General features: G+C 73.1%; 13 protein-coding genes. 9 read left to right on the top strand and 4 right to left on the bottom strand.

Annotated features, from left to right (window positions below; genetic code table 11):
* The first annotated feature begins 45 nt into the window (after nucleotides 1–45).
* From AMK27_RS00965 to AMK27_RS00955, 3 genes are all read left to right on the top strand, one after another.
* Entirely contained in the window at nucleotides 46–534 is a 489-nt protein-coding gene (locus AMK27_RS00965) for a MarR family winged helix-turn-helix transcriptional regulator (RefSeq protein ID WP_073902121.1), read from the top strand.
* 36 nt (nucleotides 535–570) lie between these two features.
* On the top strand, nucleotides 571–3495 hold the full coding sequence (locus tag AMK27_RS00960; protein ID WP_073902120.1) for an FAD-binding and (Fe-S)-binding domain-containing protein: 2925 nt from the start codon (nucleotides 571–573) through the stop codon (nucleotides 3493–3495).
* A gap of 291 nt (nucleotides 3496–3786) precedes the next feature.
* Nucleotides 3787–5211 (top strand): Gfo/Idh/MocA family protein, encoded by a 1425-nt coding sequence (locus AMK27_RS00955; RefSeq protein ID WP_073902119.1) that lies wholly within the window; start codon nucleotides 3787–3789, stop codon nucleotides 5209–5211.
* Between the two features lie 94 nt (nucleotides 5212–5305).
* On the opposite strand, the gene AMK27_RS00950 is transcribed toward AMK27_RS00955, so the two are convergent.
* Complete coding sequence (locus AMK27_RS00950; RefSeq protein WP_073902118.1) at nucleotides 5306–6922, bottom strand: peptide-N4-asparagine amidase; 1617 nt, start codon at nucleotides 6920–6922, stop codon at nucleotides 5306–5308.
* A gap of 194 nt (nucleotides 6923–7116) precedes the next feature.
* Here AMK27_RS00950 and AMK27_RS00945 point away from each other — a divergent pair, with 194 nt between their 5' ends.
* Nucleotides 7117–8985: an ABC transporter transmembrane domain-containing protein gene (locus AMK27_RS00945; RefSeq protein WP_073902117.1), complete on the top strand. Its 1869-nt coding sequence runs from the start codon at nucleotides 7117–7119 to the stop codon at nucleotides 8983–8985.
* Nucleotides 8982–10763: an ABC transporter ATP-binding protein gene (locus AMK27_RS00940; RefSeq protein ID WP_073902116.1), complete on the top strand. Its 1782-nt coding sequence runs from the start codon at nucleotides 8982–8984 to the stop codon at nucleotides 10761–10763. The genes AMK27_RS00945 and AMK27_RS00940 overlap by 4 nt, the downstream gene beginning before the upstream one ends.
* A gap of 69 nt (nucleotides 10764–10832) precedes the next feature.
* On the opposite strand, the gene AMK27_RS00935 is transcribed toward AMK27_RS00940, so the two are convergent.
* Nucleotides 10833–11624, bottom strand: coding sequence for a metal-dependent hydrolase (locus AMK27_RS00935; protein WP_073902115.1), 792 nt, complete (start codon nucleotides 11622–11624; stop codon nucleotides 10833–10835).
* Between the two features lie 131 nt (nucleotides 11625–11755).
* Between AMK27_RS00935 and AMK27_RS00930 the strand changes: the two genes are divergently transcribed.
* Nucleotides 11756–14269, top strand: a complete 2514-nt coding sequence (locus AMK27_RS00930) for a DEAD/DEAH box helicase (RefSeq protein WP_073903772.1) — start codon at nucleotides 11756–11758, stop codon at nucleotides 14267–14269.
* 14 nt (nucleotides 14270–14283) lie between these two features.
* A complete protein-coding gene (locus tag AMK27_RS00925) occupies nucleotides 14284–15147 on the top strand; it encodes an acyl-CoA thioesterase (protein ID WP_073902114.1) in 864 nt (287 codons plus the stop codon).
* A gap of 147 nt (nucleotides 15148–15294) precedes the next feature.
* Here the strand turns inward: AMK27_RS00925 and AMK27_RS00920 are convergent, their stop codons facing one another.
* Nucleotides 15295–16365: an RNA ligase (ATP) gene (locus AMK27_RS00920; protein ID WP_073902113.1), complete on the bottom strand. Its 1071-nt coding sequence runs from the start codon at nucleotides 16363–16365 to the stop codon at nucleotides 15295–15297.
* 116 nt (nucleotides 16366–16481) lie between these two features.
* On the bottom strand, nucleotides 16482–16718 hold the full coding sequence (locus AMK27_RS00915) for a DUF6011 domain-containing protein (RefSeq protein ID WP_073902112.1): 237 nt from the start codon (nucleotides 16716–16718) through the stop codon (nucleotides 16482–16484).
* Between the two features lie 36 nt (nucleotides 16719–16754).
* On the opposite strand from AMK27_RS00915, the gene AMK27_RS00910 reads away from it, so the two are divergent.
* Together AMK27_RS00910 and AMK27_RS00905 are read left to right on the top strand one after the other, a co-directional pair.
* Nucleotides 16755–17237, top strand: a complete 483-nt coding sequence (locus AMK27_RS00910) for a glutathione peroxidase (RefSeq protein ID WP_073902111.1) — start codon at nucleotides 16755–16757, stop codon at nucleotides 17235–17237.
* Nucleotides 17230–18012, top strand: coding sequence for a putative protein N(5)-glutamine methyltransferase (locus AMK27_RS00905; RefSeq protein ID WP_073902110.1), 783 nt, complete (start codon nucleotides 17230–17232; stop codon nucleotides 18010–18012). Before AMK27_RS00910 ends, AMK27_RS00905 begins: the two co-directional genes overlap by 8 nt.
* Nucleotides 18013–18078: the final 66 nt, after the last annotated feature.

Raw genomic sequence — 18078 nt, 5'->3', positions numbered from 1 at the left:
TGTTACCTATACTCACAATGAACCAGGTCCTGATATTGTTCCCGTATGAGCACCTCCGCCGTCCCGACCGGACCCGGCCGTTCGGGGGAACCCGACACCGAGGGCACCGACGGCCTCCTCGCCGAGCAGCTGCTGCGCCTCACCCGGCGTCTGCACCGGATCCAGAAGCGCCACCTGGAGCCGGTCGGCATCACGCCCGCCCAGTCCAGGCTGCTCCGCACGGTCGCGCACTTCGGGGAGCCGCCCCGGATGGCCGACCTCGCGGCCCGGCTCGAGGTCGTCCCACGTGCGGTGACCAGTCTCGTCGACGGCCTGGAGGCCGTCGACCGGGTGCGCCGGGTGCCCGATCCGAGCAACCGCCGGGTGGTGCGGATCGAGCTCACCGACGCGGGCCGCGCCACGCTGCGCGAGCTGCGCAGCGCGCGCCGGGCGGCCGCAGAGGACATCCTTGCTCCATTGACCGCCGCACAGCGCGAGGTGCTCGGAGGTCTGCTGTCCGCCCTGGTCGACCCCGGCCCGGAGGGCGGCTGCTGACCCCTCGGGCGCGGACGCGCGAAGGGGAGCCGTGACATGCCGCTGTTCGAGCCGAACCCGCAGGCCCTCCGCCCCGGGACGAAGCGGAGTCCGGCCCCGGACCGCGTGCCGGAGCTCCAGGCCAGGGGGACGCCGAGGCGGCTGCGCGAGGAGCTCACCGAGCTCCTCGGCCCGGAGAAGGTCCTCTCGAAGATCTCCGACCTCGTGCGGTACGCCTCCGACGCCAGCCCGTACCGCTTCGTCCCGCAGGTCGTCGTGGTCGCCGAGGACATCGACGACATCTCCACGATCCTGTCGTACGCGCACGGCAAGGGCCGCGAGGTCGTCTTCCGGGCCGCCGGGACCAGCCTCAACGGGCAGGCGCAGGGCGAGGACATCCTGGTCGACGTGCGCCGCCACTGGGCGGGCGTCGAGGTCCTCGACGGCGGCGCGCGGGCCCGGGTCCGCCCCGGCACCACGGTCGTACGGGCCAACGCCGCGCTCGCCCCGCACGGACGGGTCCTGGGCCCCGATCCGGCCAGCGCCATCGCCTGCACGATCGGCGGGGTCGTCGCCAACAACGCCTCCGGCATGACGGCCGGGACGACGAGGAACTCGTACCGGACGGTCGCCTCGCTGACCTTCGTGCTGCCGAGCGGGACCGTGGTCGACACGGCCGACCCGGCCGCCGACGAGGAGCTGGCGCGGGCCGAGCCGCGGCTGTGCGCGGAGCTGATGGAGCTCAAGGCGGAGATCGAGGCGGACACCGCCCTCACCGACCGGATCCGCGCCAAGCACGCCATCAAGAACACCAACGGCTACCGCCTCGACGCGTTCCTCGACGGCGACACCCCGGTGCGCATCCTGCGGGGTCTCATGGTGGGCTCCGAGGGCACCTTCGGATTCATCTCCGAGGTCGTCTTCGACACCCTGCCGCTGGACCGCGAGGTCTCCTCCGCCCTGCTCTTCTTCCCCTCGCTGCCGGCGGCGGCCGAGGCCGTCCCCCTCTTCAACGCGGCGGGAGCGCTGGCCGTCGAGCTGATGGACGGCAACACCCTGCGGGCCTCGGTGAGCGTGGCGGGCGTCCCGGCGGACTGGGCGGAGCTGCCCAAGGAGACGGCGGCGCTCCTGGTCGAGTTCCGGGCGCCGGACGCGGCCGCGCGGGAGGCGTACGAGCGGGCGGCGCGGGAGGTCGTCGGCGGGCTCGACCTGGTGGCCCCGGTGGCCTCCGTGGAGAACGCGTTCACCACGGACCCCAAGCGGATCGGCGGCTACTGGAAGGCCCGCAAGGCCTTCGTGACGGCGGTCGGCGGCTCGCGCCCCTCCGGCACGACCCTGATCACCGAGGACTTCGCGGTCCCCCCGGCCCGCCTCGCGGAGGCCTGCGAGGCACTGCTCGACCTCCAGTCCCGGCACGGGTTCGACGCCGCCGTGGCCGGTCACGCCGCGCACGGCAACCTCCACTTCCTGCTCGCCTTCGACGCGGGGGACCCGGCCGACGTCGAGCGGTACGCCGCCTTCATGGACGAGTTCTGCAAGCTGACCGTGGAGCGCTTCGACGGCTCCCTGAAGGCGGAGCACGCCACCGGCCGCAACATCGCGCCGTTCCTCGAGCTGGAGTGGGGGACCCGGGCGACCGACCTGATGTGGCGGGTCAAGGAGGCCATCGACCCCGACGGGGTGCTCGCCCCGCGGATCGTCCTGGACCGCGACCCGCACGCCCATCTGCGGGGCCTCAAGACGATCCCCACCGTGGAGCGGATCGCCGACCCCTGCATCGAGTGCGGCTTCTGCGAACCGACCTGTCCCAGCCATGACCTGACGACCACTCCGCGCCAGCGGATCGTGCTGCGCCGGGAGATGATGCGGCAGCGGGACGGCTCCCCGGTCGAGGCCCGCCTCCTGGAGTCGTACGGGTACGACGCCGTCGACACCTGCGCCGGCGACTCCACCTGCAAGCTGGCCTGTCCGGTCGGCATCGACACGGGCGCGCTGATGAAGGAGTTCCGGCACGAGCGGCACACCTCGCGCGAGGAGCGGATCGCCGCCCTGGCCGCGAAGAACTTCCGCGCGGCGGAGGCCTCCGCGCGGCTCGCGGTCGCCGCGGCCGACCGGATCGGGGACCGGGTCCTCGAGACGGTGACCGGCCTGGCGCGCAAGGCGGTCAGCACCGACCTCGTACCGGAGTGGCTGCCCGAGATCCCGGGCGCGGCGGCGCGGCGGCTGCCCCGCACCCACCGTCCCGCGGCGGTCGCCGTCTACTACCCGGCCTGTGTGAACCGGATCTTCGGCAATCCGGACGGCGAGCGGGGCCCCTCCCTCCCCGAGGCCGTGGTCGCGGTGTCGGCGCGCGCGGGGAAGCCGGTGTGGATCCCCGACGACGTGGCCGGCACGTGCTGCGCGACGATCTGGCACTCCAAGGGGTACGAGCGGGGCAACGAGGTGATGGCGAACCGGATCGTCGAGGCGGCCTGGGGCTGGACCGCGGGCGGGACGCTGCCGCTGGTCGTGGATGCCTCCTCGTGCACGCTGGGCATCGCGCACGAGGTCGTGCCCTATCTGACGGAGGACAACCGGGCGCTGCACGCCGAGCTGACGGTGGTCGACTCGCTGGTGTGGGCGGCGGACGAGCTGCTCCCCCGGCTCGACGTCCGCCGCCGGGTCGGCTCCGCCGTGGTCCATCCGACCTGCTCGATGCGGCACCTGGGCGACGAGGACAGGCTGACGGAGCTGGCCGGGGCCTGCGCGGAGGAGGTCGTCGTCCCCACCGACGCGGGCTGCTGCGCCTTCGCGGGCGACCGGGGGATGCTGCATCCGGAGCTGACGGCCGCGGCGACGGCCCGGGAGGCGGCCGAGGTGACGGCACGGCCCTTCGACGCGCACCTCTCGGCCAACCGGATGTGCGAGATCGGGATGGACAGGGCGACGGGCCGCAGGTACGGATCGGTCCTCCTCGCGCTGGAGCACGCGACACGGCCCTGACGGCCCTCGCTTCCTCACGGCCCTCGGTTCCCGACGCACCTGGTTCCTGACGCACCTGGTCCTGACGATCCCACGGCTCCCGACGGCCCCTCACCCTTCGTGGTGAGGGGCCTTTCGTACGTTCGGGTGAGGGTGGGTGTCCGGTACGGCCGGGTGAGAGATCCGGAACAGTACAGTCCGACTACCTGTCGCAAGAGTCCTGTCGGCGCCCTTGCGCACCATCGGTCACCGGGGCCAGTGGGCCTGAGCGGGATTCATGAAACAGCCGCGCCCACAGCTCCGGGAGGTTCCATGAACGAGCAGTCACCGCACGAGCCGAGCCGCCGCGAGGTCCTCAGGACCACCGCCGCGGCGGCCGGGACGGGACTCGGCATCGGCGCCCTCGGCGCCCCCGCCGCGGAGGCGGCGACCCCGGCGGGCCCGGCCGCGTCCGCCGCCGCGTCCCCCGCGGCGGCCGGGCGGAAGCGCCTCGGGCCCACGATGGCCGGGGTCCCCTTCGAGCGCCGCTCCACCGTCCGGGTCGGCATCGTCGGCTACGGCAACCGGGGCGCCGGCATGATCGGCCACTTCCTCTCGCTCCCCGGGGTCCGGGTGAGCGCGGTGTGCGACCCCGTGCGCGACAAGGCCGAGCGGGCCGCCGCGGCGGTCGTGGCCGCCGGACAGCCCGCCCCCGCCGTCTACGCGAACGGCGAGAACGACTACGAGAACCTCTGCGCCCGCACCGACCTCGATCTCGTGTACGTGGCCACGCCCTGGGAGACCCACTTCCCGATCGCCCGCGCGGCGATGCTGGGCGGCAAGCACGTCGGCGTGGAGTGCCCGGTCGCGATGCGGCTCGACGAACTGTGGGGCCTCGTCGACCTGTCGGAGCAGACCCGCCGCCACTGCATGCAGCTGGAGAACTGCTGCTACGGCCGGAACGAGATGCGGGTGCTGCGGATGGCGCACGCCGGGAAGTTCGGCCGGCTCCTGCACGGAGCGGGGGCGTACAACCACGACCTGCGCGGGCTGCTGTTCTCCCCGACGTACTACGAGGGCCCCTGGCGGCGGCGCTGGCACACGCAGTTGACGGGCGACCTCTACCCCAACCACGGCTTCGGCCCCGTCGCCACTTACATGGACGTCAACCGGGGCGACCGGGCCGTGAGCATCAGCAGCTTCGGCACGCCGGCGCTGGGCCTCGCCGAGTACCGCGAGGAGCACATGCCGGCCGGCGACCCCAGCTGGAAGGAGACGTACGTCGGGAGCGACCGGACGGTCAGCCTGGTCCAGACGGCGCTGGGCCGGGTCATCCGCCTGGAGCACGACGTCTCCACCCCGCACCCGTACAGCAGGGTCAACAGTCTGGGCGGCACCCGGGGGGTCTTCGAGGACTACCCGGCGCGGATCTATCTGGAGCCGGACCACAAGGACGACCAGTGGGCCGACTTCTCCGCGTACGCGGGCGAGTTCGACCACTGGCTCTGGAAGGACCACGCCAACCCGCCGGGCGGCCACGGCGGCATGGACTACATCATGATCTTCCGCCTGATGCAGTGCATGCGGCTGGGGCTCGTGCCGGACTTCGACGTCTACGACGCCGCCACCTGGACGGCGCCGGTGCCGCTGAGCCACGCGTCCATCAAGGCGCAGGGCGCGCCGCAGGAGATCCCCGACTTCACGCGCGGCGAGTGGCGCAAGGCCCGGTCGGGCGTGGACTCGGTGAAGCCGGCCTGACGCCGGGGCGCCCGGCACCCGGCGCGGGGTGCCCGGCGCGCGGCCCGCACGTGCGGTGCCCGGCCTCCACACCCGGGGCCGGGCACCGCCCGGTTCAGCAGCGCCGCAGGTCCTGGGTGACCGTTCCCTGAACGGTCGTCAGACTGCGGTCGTGGCAGCCCTCGGAGCCGTACAGCCGGTAGCGCTCGGTCGTGGTGCCGACCGCGTGCCGCTGGTCGCGCGGGACACCGGTGGTGTACGTGGCGTCCCCGGTGTACGTGTCGTCGAGCCGGGACCAGGACAGACGGCGGCCGTCGCGCAGGACGGTGGTGTCGGCGCGGTCCCCGAGGGTGAGGACCGTCCTCAGCCGGTCGCCCGCGCCGATCGTGGTCTCGCCGTCCATCGTGTAGGTCCGGTCGACGCGGGTGACGGTCCGGCCGCTGGTCACGGTCTCGCGGTCGGTCCAGCGCGCGGTGAACGCGTCCGGGTTCTCCCCCTCGCCCCAGCGGTGTGCGGAGCCGTGGGCGACGGTCCGGTCGACGGTGGTGGCGACCCGGCCGTGGGAGGTGTTCAGGTGTCCGGCGACGGTGAGCCGGTGGCCGGCGTCGGTGTCGAGCCGGTGGAGGGAGTCCGCGGTGCCCGCCGTGTAGACGGAGGAGTTGCGCGGGGCGGTCTCCTCGTGGCGGTCGAGGCCGCCGGTGACGACCCGGCTGCCCTCGTCCTGCCAGAGGAGCACGTTGGTGGGGGTGGACCAGCCCGCCTGGCCGGCCGGGACCCCGGCGACGGTGACCTCCACGCGGTGGGCGCGGCCGTCGTTGAGGACGGCGGCGAAGGGGGTCAGGTCGTACAGGATCGGCTGGACGTCGAAGGCGCGCGGCCCTGGGGTGACGTACCAGAGGAAGGGGTTCGACCAGCCGCCGGTCCAGACGGTGGGGAAGGGCGCGGCGATCCCGGCGAGGCGCCCGTCGACGGAGACGCGGACCTCCCGGTGCGGTCCGTCGGTGGCCCGGCAGGAGTAGGGGGCCGCGTCGGGGACGGAGAGGTACCAGTACTCCTCGCAGCCGCCGCCGGAGCCGGTGGCGTACACCTCGGCGAGGACGCGCTCGGTGTTGCGCGGGGTGGTGAGGGTGGGGCCGGTGAGGGGGATCACCCGGTCGGGCGTACCGGCGGCGGGCTTCACCCGGCCCTGGGCGGTGTGGAAGGTGAGGGTGACGCGGACGTCGAGGACGCCGGTGTAGGTCTCGTTCACGACATTGCCGATGAGCATCTCGACGGCGCCGGGGCGGCTGAGGGTGTCGCGGTAGCGGGTCACGTCCTTCTCGACCGACCAGGTGATGCCGTCGGGCGAGGGCTGCGGTGTGGAGGTGCGGAGGATCTCCACACCGCCGACGGTGAGGTACCCGAGGCGGTCGTACTGGCGGCCCTTCACCTGTCCTTCGAGGCGCAGGACGACCTTGTTCCAGCGGGTGCCGCATTCCTTCGGCGGGGTGTAACCGCCCTGGTAGGGCGTGAAGTCGCGGAACCGGGCGGCGGCCAGGGTGATCTCGCAGCTGCGGGTGCCGGGCGTCTCGACGGGCGGGGCGGCGGTGACCGGGTCGTGCCAGTCGGAGGTGAACTCGGCCGGGGGCGTCGGGCCGTTCGGGCCGTCGGCGGCGGCCGGGTGGGCGGCGAGGAGCGCGCCCGCGGCGAGGACCAGACCGCTGAGCATGCTCATGATCTTGAGTGATCTCATGGGGCTGGAGTGAAGCGTGCTCGGCGCCGTGCGGTCCAGAGGACGATGAGCGGACATGGCGCGATCTGTTCCCCCGTGGGGAAAATCGATTGCCGCACCTGGGGGAAGACGCGAACCTTGCACGGCCTTCCCCGCCGTCGCACACCCCCGGCGTGCGTTCCCCCCCAGACGAGACCCGGAGACCCTGGGACGCCATGCAGATTCGAGATCTACCCTTCGCCGACCCAGGCGTGCCCGATGTCCGCTCGGGCACCCGGTTCCTCGTCTGGCTCGGCCGTCAACAGCTCGGCGGGCAGGTGAAGTCCATGCTGTGGGGACTTCTGCACCACCTGGGCATCGCCGGACTGCCCCTCGGCATCGGCATCGCCGTCCAGTCGGTCGTGGACCGCGACGGCGGACGCCTCGGGCTCGCCGGACTGCTCCTCGCGGTGCTGGGCGCCGCGATCGCGGTCGGCGACGTGATGCTGCACCGCACCGCCGTCACCAACTGGATCACGGCCGCCGCCCGCGTCCAGCAGCTCCTCGCCCGCAAGACCGCCGAACTCGGCTCCGTCCTGACCCGGCGGGTCGCCGCGGGCGAGGTCGTCGCCGTGTCCACCGGCGACGTCGAGAAGATCGGCTGGTTCGTCGAGGCCCTGTCGCGGTTCGCCGCCGGCGCCGTCGTGCTCGTCGTCATCTGCGTCGGACTCGTCGCCTACCAGCCCGCCCTGGGCGTCGTCGTGGCCGTCGGCATCCCGGTCCTCGCCCTCTCCGTCCTGCCGCTGCTCCCCCGCGCCACGCGCCGGGCGGACGTCCAGCGCGAGAAGGCGGGCAGGGCCACCGAGCTCGCCTCCGACACCGTCGCCGGGCTCCGTGTGCTGCGCGGCATCGGCGGCGAGGAGCTGTTCCTCGACCGCTACCGCGCCGCCTCCCAGGAGGTCCGCGCGGCCGCCGTGCGCAGCGCGCGCATGTGGGCGCTGATCTCCGCGATCCAGGTCGTGCTGCCCGGCATCCTGCTCATCACCGTGGTGGCGTACGGCGCGCGCCTCGCGTTCGACGGGCGGATCACGGTCGGCGAACTGGTCACCGTCTACAGCGCGGTGGCCCTGACGTACCACCCGCTGCGCAACTTCGAGGAGATCGCCATGGCCTTCTCCTTCTCCCGGCCGTCCGCGAAACGGGCCGCCCGGGTCCTGGCGCTGGCCCGCACGGCCGGCACCACCGCCGGCGCGGACGGGGACGAGGACCGCAAGGCGACCGGAGACCTGTACGACCCGCTGACCGGGCTGCTCGCACCGGCCGGCCGCTTCACCGCGGTCGTCTGCGGCGACCCGGACGTGGCCGGGCGGCTCGCGGACCGGCTCGGCGGCCACCCGGCCGATCCGGGCGAGGAGCACACCTCGGTGCTGCTCGGCGGTGTCCCCCTCGACGAACTGCCGCTGGACACCGCCCGTACGGCCGTCCTCGTCCAGGACAAGGACCCGGTCCTGCTCTCGGGCACCCTGCACGAGCTGCTGGACGTGCCACGATCCGGCGAGGTGCTCCCCGACCGGGCCCTGGCCGCCGCCCGGTGCGACGACGTCCTCGACGCGCTCGCCCAGGCGTCCGTGGACGCCGACGGCGATCCGATGCGCACCCGGATCACCGAGCGGGGCCGGTCGCTCTCCGGCGGCCAGCGCCAGCGCCTCGCCCTCGCCCGGTCCCTCGTCACCGACCCGGAGGTCCTCGTCCTCGACGAGCCCACCTCGGCGGTCGACGCGCACACCGAGGCACGGGTCGCCGCCGGCATCGGCGCCCTGCGCGCGGGCCGGACCACCGTGGTCCTGGCCTCCTCGCCGCTGCTCCTGGACCGCGCCGACCGGGTCGTCCTGGTCGACGGGGGCCAGGCCGTCGCCGTCGGCACCCACCGCGAACTGCTCTCCCGAGAGCCGCGCTACCGCGCGGTCGTCACCCGCGAGACCGACGAGGAACTCGCCGCGAAGGCGCCGCCCGCCGACCCGGTCGACGGAGACGCCGGCACCGCACCGGTCGGCGCGCTCGACGCGAGCGACGCACTCGAAGCACTGGAAGGGGAATCGGCATGATCGGCCTGGCGCCGCCGGAGTACGATCCGGCGGCCCCGACGACGGCGACGACACTGCCCGTCGCCGCCCACACGACCGTCCGCGGCTACGTACGCGAGCTGCTGCGCCGCCACCGCCGGGCGTTCGCGCTGCTCATCGGGGTGAACGCGGTCGCCGTGGTCGCCTCGATGGCCGGCCCGTACCTGCTCGGATCGGTGGTGGACAAGCTCGCCACCGGCGCGCGTGACCTCCATCTGGAGCGCACGATCGCCCTGTTCGCGGCGGCCCTGCTCGTCCAGACCCTCTTCGTCCGGCTCGTCCGGCTGCGCGGCGCCATGCTCGGCGAGGAGATGCTCGCCGACCTGCGGGAGGACTTCCTCGTCCGCTCGGTCGGCCTGCCGCCGGGCGTCCTGGAACGGGCCGGTACGGGCGACCTGCTCTCCCGGATCACCACCGACGTCGACCGGCTCTCCAACGCCATGCGCGAAGCCGTGCCCCAGCTGGCCATCGGCGTCGTGTGGGCCGGACTGCTGCTCGGCGGCCTCGCGGTCACGGCGCCGCCGCTCGCGCTCGCCGCGCTCCTCGCCGCGCCCCTGCTCGTCGTGGTCTCCCGGTGGTACTTCCGGCGGGCACCGGCCGCCTACCGCTCGGAGTCCGCGGGGTACGCGGCGGTGGCCGCCGCCCTCGCCGAGACGGTCGACGCGGGCCGCACGGTCGAGTCGCACCGCCTCGGCGCCCGCCGGATCGCGCTGTCGAACCGGCGGATCTCGGAGTGGGTCGCCTGGGAGAGGTACACGCTCTTCCTGCGCTCGGTGCTCTTCCCCGCCGTCAACCTCACCCATACGACCGTGCTGCTCGCCGTGCTCCTGTTCGGCGGGGTGTTCGTCCTGCAGGGCTGGATCGACGTCGGACAGCTGACGACGGGCGCGCTGCTCTCCCAGATGCTGGTCGACCCGATCGGCATCGTGCTCCGCTGGTACGACGAGCTCCAGGTCGCCCAGGTGTCCCTGGCCCGGCTCGTCGGCGTCCGCGACATCGAGCCGGACGCCGGCGACGCGGAGGTGCGGCCCGAGGGCCGGGCCGTCCGGGCGGACGACGTCCGGTTCGGCTACCGCGAGGGGGTCGACGTGCTGCACGAGGTGTCCCTGAGGGTGGCGCCCGGCACCCGGCTCGCCCTGGTCGGCCCGTCCGGCGCCGGCAAGTCGACGCTCGGCCGCCTCCTCGCGGGCATCTACGCCCCGAGGACCGGCTCGGTCACCCTCGGCGCCGCCGAGCTGGCGCGGATGCCCGCCGAGCGGGTCCGTGAGCACGTGGCCCTGGTCAACCAGGAGCACCACGTCTTCGTGGGCTCGCTCCGCGACAACCTGCTCCTGGCCCGGACGGGGGCCGCGGACACCGAGCTGTGGGCGGCGCTGACGGCGGTGGACGCGGACACCTGGGCGCGGGGGCTCGACGAGGGCCTGGACACGGAGGTCGGCTCGGGCGGCCGTTCGCTGACCCCGGCGCAGGCCCAGCAGATCGCCCTGGCCCGGCTCGTCCTCGCGGACCCGCACACCCTGGTCCTGGACGAGGCGACCTCGCTGCTCGACCCCCGCGCGGCCCGGCATCTGGAGCGGTCCCTCGGCCGGGTCCTGGACGGGCGGACGGTCGTGGCCATCGCACACCGGCTGCACACCGCGCACGACGCCGATCTGATCGCGGTGGTCGAGTCGGGGCGGATCAGCGAGCTCGGCAGCCATACGGAGCTGGTCGCGGCGGACGGAGCGTACGCGGCCCTGTGGAGGTCGTGGCACGGGTGACGCCGGAGGGGGAGAGCGGGCCGGGCCGGGGCGTCGTGCGACGCCCCGGCCCGGCCCTTGGGCGCTCGGCTAGAAGAAGCCGAGCGCCGAGGCTCCGCCCACCCCGCCGAGCACCATGAACGCGGGCATCAGGACCTTCAGCTCGACCCAGCTGCCGGCCCGGAAGCGCATGGCCTTCGGCGGGCCGATCGGGTACCAGCGCTTCCGGCCGACCGGGATGGGCCACAGGATCGGGCAGCCGGAGACGGTGAGCGCGTCGCCGATGTCGTGGACGAGGGCGCCCAGCACGATGGGCAGCCCGAGCCACAGGTACTCCTGGCCGGGGGCGGTGAAGAACCAGTCCGCGCCGTTCCCCGGCTTGTCGAGGACGCCCGCCAGGATCCACGCGCTGGTCGCGCCGAGCAGCCAGACCAGGATGTCGCTGGACACCCGGGCGGCCCGCCACAGCAGGCCTTCCACGGCCAGGACCAGGTGCACGAAGAGGATGGCGAGCACCGCCCACCGGCCCCCGGTGACCGCCGCGACGGAGGCGCCGCCGCCTGTCAGGACCGCCCAGAGCCAGGTGTGGGTGAGGGTCCGGTGACCGCCGGACCTGCGGGGGTCGGCGGTGGAGCGGGTGGCCTTGTAGACGGCGTACGACAGTTTGTCGACGATCTCGCACAGGCCCTTGGAGACCGGACCGAAGGCGCGCGAGATGGTCGCCGACTTGTGGTCGAGGTCGGGCGCGAGCGCCGCGCCCGCGCAGATGAGCGCGCCGACGACGAGGACCGGCCACGGCATCGGCCGGTCGAAGGCCGCCGCGGCCGCCCCGACACCCAGCCAGGCCGCCGCTCCGGACAGCGAGTGTGCCGGTCCCATCATGGTTGGCCCGCCCCGTTTCTCCCCTGCCGACGCCCAGTTGACGACCGGTCGACGGACGAGCCTATCGTCCGTGATCTTCGAACCGGTGGCCGGTTCCCTCATCCGAGCGGAATCCAGGCAAGATGGGGGGCGTGACCCTTATCGATCAGCTTCCGCCGACCGCCGACCCCGACGCCCTCTTCGAGGCCTTCTCCTCCTGGGCCGAGGACCGGGGCATCACGCTCTACCCGGCCCAGGAAGAGGCGCTGATCGAGGTCGTCTCCGGGGCCAACGTGATCCTCTCCACGCCCACCGGATCGGGGAAGTCGCTGGTCGCGGCGGCGGCCCACTTCACCGCGCTCGCCAACGACCAGGTGACCTTCTACACCGCGCCGATCAAGGCGCTGGTGTCGGAGAAGTTCTTCGACCTGTGCAAGATCTTCGGCACCGAGAACGTCGGGATGCTGACCGGCGACGCCTCCGTGAACGCGGACGCGCCCGTGATCTGCTGTACGGCCGAGGTGCTGGCGTCGATCGCGCTGCGGGACGGCAAGTACGCCGACATCGGCCAGGTCGTCATGGACGAGTTCCACTTCTACGCCGAGCAGGACCGCGGCTGGGCGTGGCAGATCCCGATCCTGGAACTCCCCCAGGCGCAGTTCGTCCTCATGTCGGCGACGCTCGGCGACGTGTCGATGTTCGAGAAGGACCTGACCCGGCGCACGGGCAAGCCCACCTCGGTGGTCCGCTCGGCGACCCGCCCGGTGCCGCTCTCCTACGAGTACGTGCTCACCCCCATCACGGAGACCCTGACGGAGCTCCTGGAGACCAGGCAGGCGCCGGTCTACATCGTCCACTTCACGCAGGCGCAGGCCGTCGAGCGCGCGCAGTCGCTGATGAGCATCAACATGTGCACGCGCGAGGAGAAGGACAAGATCGCCGAGCTGATCGGCAACTTCCGCTTCACCACCAAGTTCGGCCAGAACCTCTCGCGTTACGTCCGCCACGGCATCGGCGTGCACCACGCGGGCATGCTGCCCAAGTACCGGCGGCTCGTCGAGAAGCTGGCGCAGGCCGGTCTCCTGAAGGTGATCTGCGGGACGGACACCCTCGGCGTGGGCGTGAACGTCCCGATCCGCACGGTCCTCTTCACCGCCCTCACCAAGTACGACGGCAACCGGGTGCGGACGCTGCGCGCCCGTGAGTTCCACCAGATCGCGGGCCGGGCCGGCCGGGCCGGCTTCGACACCGCCGGATACGTGGTCGCCCAGGCGCCCGAGCACGTCATCGAGAACGAGAAGGCGCTCGCCAAGGCCGGCGACGACCCGAAGAAGCGCCGCAAGGTGGTCCGCAAGAAGGCTCCGGAGGGCTTCGTCGCCTGGAGCGACACCACCTTCGAACGGCTCATCGACGCCGAGCCCGAGCCGCTGACCTCACGCTTCAAGGTCACCAACATCATGCTGCTCTCGGTGATCGCCCGCCCGGGCAACGCCTTCGAGGCGATGCGCAAGCTCCTGGAGGACAACCACGAGCCGCGCAAGGCGCAGCTGCGGCACATCCGCCGGGCCATCGCGATCTACCGCTCCCTGCTCGACGGCGGTGTCGTCGAGCAGCTGGACACGCCCGACGCCGAGGGCCGCACGATCCGCCTGACGGTCGACCTCCAGCAGGACTTCGCACTGAACCAGCCGCTGTCGACGTTCGCGCTGGCCGCCTTCGACCTGCTCGACCCCGAGTCCCCCTCGTACGCCCTGGACATGGTCTCCGTCGTCGAGTCGACGCTCGACGACCCGCGCCAGATCCTCGCCGCCATGCAGAACAAGGCGCGCGGCGAGGCCGTCGGGCGGATGAAGGCGGACGGTGTCGAGTACGAGGAGCGGATGGAACGGCTCCAGGAGATCTCGTACCCGAAGCCGCTGGAGGAGCTCCTCTGGCACGCGTACAACGTCTACCGGACGTCGCACCCGTGGGTCGGCGACCACCCGGTGTCGCCGAAGTCGGTCATCCGTGACATGTACGAACGGGCCCTGACCTTCACCGAGTTCACCTCCTGGTACGAGCTGGCGCGGACCGAGGGCATCGTCCTGCGGTACCTCGCGAGCGCGTACAAGGCACTCGACCACACCATCCCCGACGACCTGAAGACCGAGGACCTGGAGGACCTGATCGCCTGGCTGGGCGAGATGGTGCGCCAGGTGGACTCCTCGCTGCTCGACGAGTGGGAGCAGCTCGCCAACCCGGAGATCCAGACCGCCGAGGAGGCCCAGGAGAAGGCCGACCAGGTCAAGCCGGTCACGGCCAACGCCCGCGCCTTCCGGGTCCTGGTGCGCAACGCGATGTTCCGCCGGGTGGAGCTGGCCGCCCTCGACAACCTGAACGCGCTGGGCGAGATGGACTCCGAGGCCGGCTGGGACGCGGACGCGTGGGGCGAGGCGATGGACGCGTACTGGGACGAGTACGACGACCTCGGTACGGGCCCCGACGCGCGCGGCCCGAAGCTGCTCGCCATCGAGGAGGACGCGGCCCACGGCCTGTGGCGCGTCCGGCAGACCTTCGCCGACCCGAACGGCGACCACGACTGGGGCATCAGCGCGGAGGTGGATCTCGCGGCCTCCGACGAGGAGGGCCGCGCGGTCGTCCGCGTGACGGCCGTCGGACAGCTGTAGAGGAGAGAACCGACGTGACCAATCCGGCCGAGAGGCTCGTGGATCTGCTCGACCTGGAGCAGATCGAAGTCAACATCTTCCGCGGGCGGAGCCCGCAGGAGTCGCTGCAGCGGGTCTTCGGCGGGCAGGTCGCCGGACAGGCCCTCGTCGCGGCCGGCCGCACCACCGAGGGCGACCGGCCGGTGCACTCGCTGCACGCCTACTTCCTGCGGCCCGGGCGGCCCGGGGTGCCGATCGTCTACCAGGTGGAGCGGGTGCGGGACGGCCGGTCCTTCACGACCCGCCGGGTCACGGCGGTCCAGGAGGGCCGGACGATCTTCAACCTCACGGCCTCCTTCCACCGGCCGGAGGAGGGCGCCTTCGAGCACCAGCTGCCGCCGCGGCACCTGACGGACCCGGAGAGCCTGCCGAACCTCGCCGACGAGATCCGCGAGCACCTGGGGGCGCTGCCGGAGGCCCTGGAGCGCATGGCCCGTCGGCAGCCCTTCGACATCCGGTACGTGGACCGGCTGCGCTGGACCCAGGACGAGGTCAAGGGCGCGGATCCGCGCAGCGCGGTGTGGATGCGGGCCGTGGGGCCGCTCGGCGACGACCCGCTGATCCACACCTGTGCCCTGACGTACGCCTCGGACATGACGCTCCTCGACGCGGTGCGCATTCCGATCGAGCCGCTCTGGGGCCCCCGGGGCTTCGACATGGCGTCGCTGGACCACGCGATGTGGTTCCACCGGCCGTTCCGCGCGGACGAGTGGTTCCTGTACGACCAGGAGTCCCCGATCGCCACGGGCGGCCGGGGTCTCGCGCGGGGCCGGATCTACGACCGCGAGGGGCAGCTCCTGGTGTCGGTGGTCCAGGAGGGCCTGTTCAGAAAGCTCTGAGCCGGGCGCCGGGCGGGACGGGCACGGCGCCGGGCGGGACGCGGGGCGGCCGGGGCGGCTCGTTGCCGTCCCGGCCCGCCCCGTCGCGACCTGCACCGCTCCGTCCCGACGCCCACCGCGCTGCCCCGCCCCGGACGCGCGCGCCGGTCACTCGTACTCGGTGCCGCCCTTCCGCGTCAGATAGGCCGGGCTGACCGCCTTGGCGATGGCCCGGCCGCCGGTGACCGGGCTGTACCGCTCGGTCGCGGGCCGGATCACGACGCCCTCCCGCAGGTGCGCCTCGCGTCCCGAGACGGTCTCCCGGCCGCTCGCGTGGGCGAGGACCGTCTCCAGGTCGTACGGACCGGAGTACAGCCGCGGTACGAGCGGGACCTCGCCGGGCTCCAGGACCTCGGCCGGGTCCAGCCACTCCACCCGGCCGTCGATCTCGGCCGACACGTCGAACAGCGCGTAGCCGACGGTCTGGGAGCGGGCGTCGGCGCCGTAGGCCAGATCCTGCACCCCGGAGCCGTAGACCTCGCCGAAGAAGCCGACCCGGCGGGCGCCGAGACGTTTCGCCAGCCGCTCGGCGACGGCGGGCAGGCCGTGGCCGTGGACGGCGCGCCAGTACAGGTTGCGCGGGTCCTCCTGGAGGGCGAGGCCCTTCGACCCGAAGCCCTTGGACGAGACCTGGACGCGCCCCTCCTCGGCGAGGAAGGTCATCAGGCAGGCCGAGCCGTGGAGCTTCTCCGTCAGGACGACGGGCTCGCCGGGCTCGAAGACGTCCGGGTAGCGCTGGAGGTTCTCGATGTCGACCCAGGGCAGCAGGTCAGGGGCGACCTCCACGTCACCGCTCATGGTCGGCGGTATCGGCGGCACCCACTTGGTGATCCCCAGCGTCTGCGCGAAGTCGGTCCGCTCGGCCGCGGCCAGGGCCAGGTCGGCCCCGGCGAGCGCAGCGGGCCGGCACACGATGCCCTGCGACAGCTCCCCGCGCAGCCGGACGGCCTTGACCCGGTCCGAGTTCCCGCCGGCGAGCCGCCCGGTGAGTCCGAGCTCCTCGACGAGCCCGGCGGGCAGGACGGCCTGCTCCGGGATGTAGACGGCGGCGTCCCCCGTCCGGTACGCGCCCTTGGCGACGACGGCCCGGTACAGGCCGACCTGCGCCAGCTCCAGGGCGTCGGCGTTCGGATGGGGATGGACGGTCAGGACTTCGGCGGTGACGCGCAGGGTCGACATCTCAGGACTCCGGGTGCTCGGGTTTCAGTCTCATCGGGGCCCACTGTGCCGACGGGGAAACGGCTGGGCGATCTCTTTTCGGGCTGGTAGCGTCGCCGGGTTCCGGCCCAAAGCCCCTACAGGGCCTGGTCGATGCCCGGCAGCGTGTCCTGGTCCACCTCGTGCCGGCGGGTGCGGATGTCGGCGGCCGGCGGGTGCAGTTTGGCGTCGCAGGTGGGGCCGAGGCCCGTGCGGCGGGAGTCGGCGCCGGTGAGGGGGCGGCCGCAGAGACGGCACGCGATCCGGCGCGGTCGGGGCCCCGGTTCTGCCTCCGCCGCGGAATCGATCGAGATTGCCAGTGGTTCGTCTCCCATGCTGAGATCAAACCCTATTCCGACGAGGAGCAGTCCATGAGCCTGTACGACATCCCGCTGAAGACCCTGACCGGCGAGCCCGTCTCCCTTGCCGACTACCGGGACCGCGCGGTCCTGGTCGTGAACGTCGCCTCCAAGTGCGGCCTCACCCCGCAGTACGAGGGCCTGGAGAAGCTGCAGAAGGAGTACGGCGACCGCGGCTTCACCGTGCTCGGCGTGCCCTGCAACCAGTTCGCCGGCCAGGAGCCCGGCAGCGCCGAGGAGATCCAGACCTTCTGCTCGACCACGTACGGCGTCTCCTTCCCGCTCCTGGAGAAGGTCGACGTCAACGGCGACGCCCGCCACCCGCTCTACACGGAGCTGGTCAAGGTCGCCGACGCCGAGGGCGAGGCCGGTGACGTCCAGTGGAACTTCGAGAAGTTCCTGATCGGCCGCGACGGCCAGGTCACGCGCTTCCGTCCGCGCACCGAGCCGGGCGCCCCCGAGATCGTCTCCGCGATCGAGGCGCAGCTTGTCTGATGTCGAGAGCGGCACGGGGGTCGTCGAACGGCTGCGGGCCGCGGGCTGTGTCTTCGCCGAGGAGGAGGCGGAGATGCTGCTCGCGGCGGCGGCCGGGCCCGCCGAACTCGACCTGATGGTCGAGCGGCGGGCCTCCGGCCTGCCGCTGGAGCACGTCGTGGGCTGGGCCGAGTTCGCCGGGCTGCGCATCGAGGTGGACGGCGGGGTGTTCGTGCCCCGGCGCCGTACGGAGTTCCTGATCGAGCACGCGGTGGGCCTGGCCCGGCCGGGCGCCGTCTGCGTCGACCTGTGCTGCGGCTCCGGCGCGGCGGGCGCGGTGCTGCTCGACCGGGTCGAGGGCGCGGAGGTGCACGCCTCGGACATCGAGCCGGCGGCGGTGCGCTGCGCCCGCCGGAACGTCGAGCCGCGCGGCGGCCGGGTGTACGAGGGGGACCTCTTCGCCGCGCTGCCCCCGGAGCTCCGGGGCCGGGTCGAGGTCCTGGTCGCCAACGTGCCGTACGTCCCCACCGGGGACATCGGGCTGCTGCCCCCGGAAGCCCGCGACCACGAGCCGCTCGTCACCCTCGACGGCGGTCCGGACGGCCTCGACGTGCTGCGGCGGGTCGCCACCGAGGCACCGGGGTGGCTGGCGCCGGGCGGGCGCCTGCTGGTCGAGACGAGCGAGCGGCAGGCCGAGCGGGCGGTGGACGCGGTCACCGCATGCGGCCTGGAGGGACACGTCCTGAGCTGCGAGGAGCGGTACGCGACGGTACTCGTCGCGACGCGGGCCGGCTGACGGTACCGGTCGGCGGCGGTCGGCTGACCCGGGCCGGCTGACAGGTCGGCCGACAGCGGTCGGCTG

It is taken from the genome of Streptomyces sp. CB02009, from assembly GCF_001905825.1.
GTDB lineage: Bacteria > Actinomycetota > Actinomycetes > Streptomycetales > Streptomycetaceae > Streptomyces.
The sequence above is the reverse complement of the archived record's forward strand: the minus strand, read 5'-3'. Positions and strand labels throughout refer to the sequence as shown.

Coding starts and splice junctions, on each gene's coding strand:
- AMK27_RS00920 (WP_073902113.1), bottom strand. CDS start 16,365: ATGTCGACCCTGCGCGTCACCGCCGAAGTCCTGACCGTCCATCCCCAT.
- AMK27_RS00950 (WP_073902118.1), bottom strand. CDS start 6,922: ATGAGATCACTCAAGATCATGAGCATGCTCAGCGGTCTGGTCCTCGCC.
- AMK27_RS00935 (WP_073902115.1), bottom strand. CDS start 11,624: ATGATGGGACCGGCACACTCGCTGTCCGGAGCGGCGGCCTGGCTGGGT.
- AMK27_RS00955 (WP_073902119.1), top strand. CDS start 3,787: ATGAACGAGCAGTCACCGCACGAGCCGAGCCGCCGCGAGGTCCTCAGG.
- AMK27_RS00940 (WP_073902116.1), top strand. CDS start 8,982: ATGATCGGCCTGGCGCCGCCGGAGTACGATCCGGCGGCCCCGACGACG.
- AMK27_RS00915 (WP_073902112.1), bottom strand. CDS start 16,718: ATGGGAGACGAACCACTGGCAATCTCGATCGATTCCGCGGCGGAGGCA.
- AMK27_RS00965 (WP_073902121.1), top strand. CDS start 46: ATGAGCACCTCCGCCGTCCCGACCGGACCCGGCCGTTCGGGGGAACCC.
- AMK27_RS00945 (WP_073902117.1), top strand. CDS start 7,117: ATGCAGATTCGAGATCTACCCTTCGCCGACCCAGGCGTGCCCGATGTC.
- AMK27_RS00910 (WP_073902111.1), top strand. CDS start 16,755: ATGAGCCTGTACGACATCCCGCTGAAGACCCTGACCGGCGAGCCCGTC.
- AMK27_RS00960 (WP_073902120.1), top strand. CDS start 571: ATGCCGCTGTTCGAGCCGAACCCGCAGGCCCTCCGCCCCGGGACGAAG.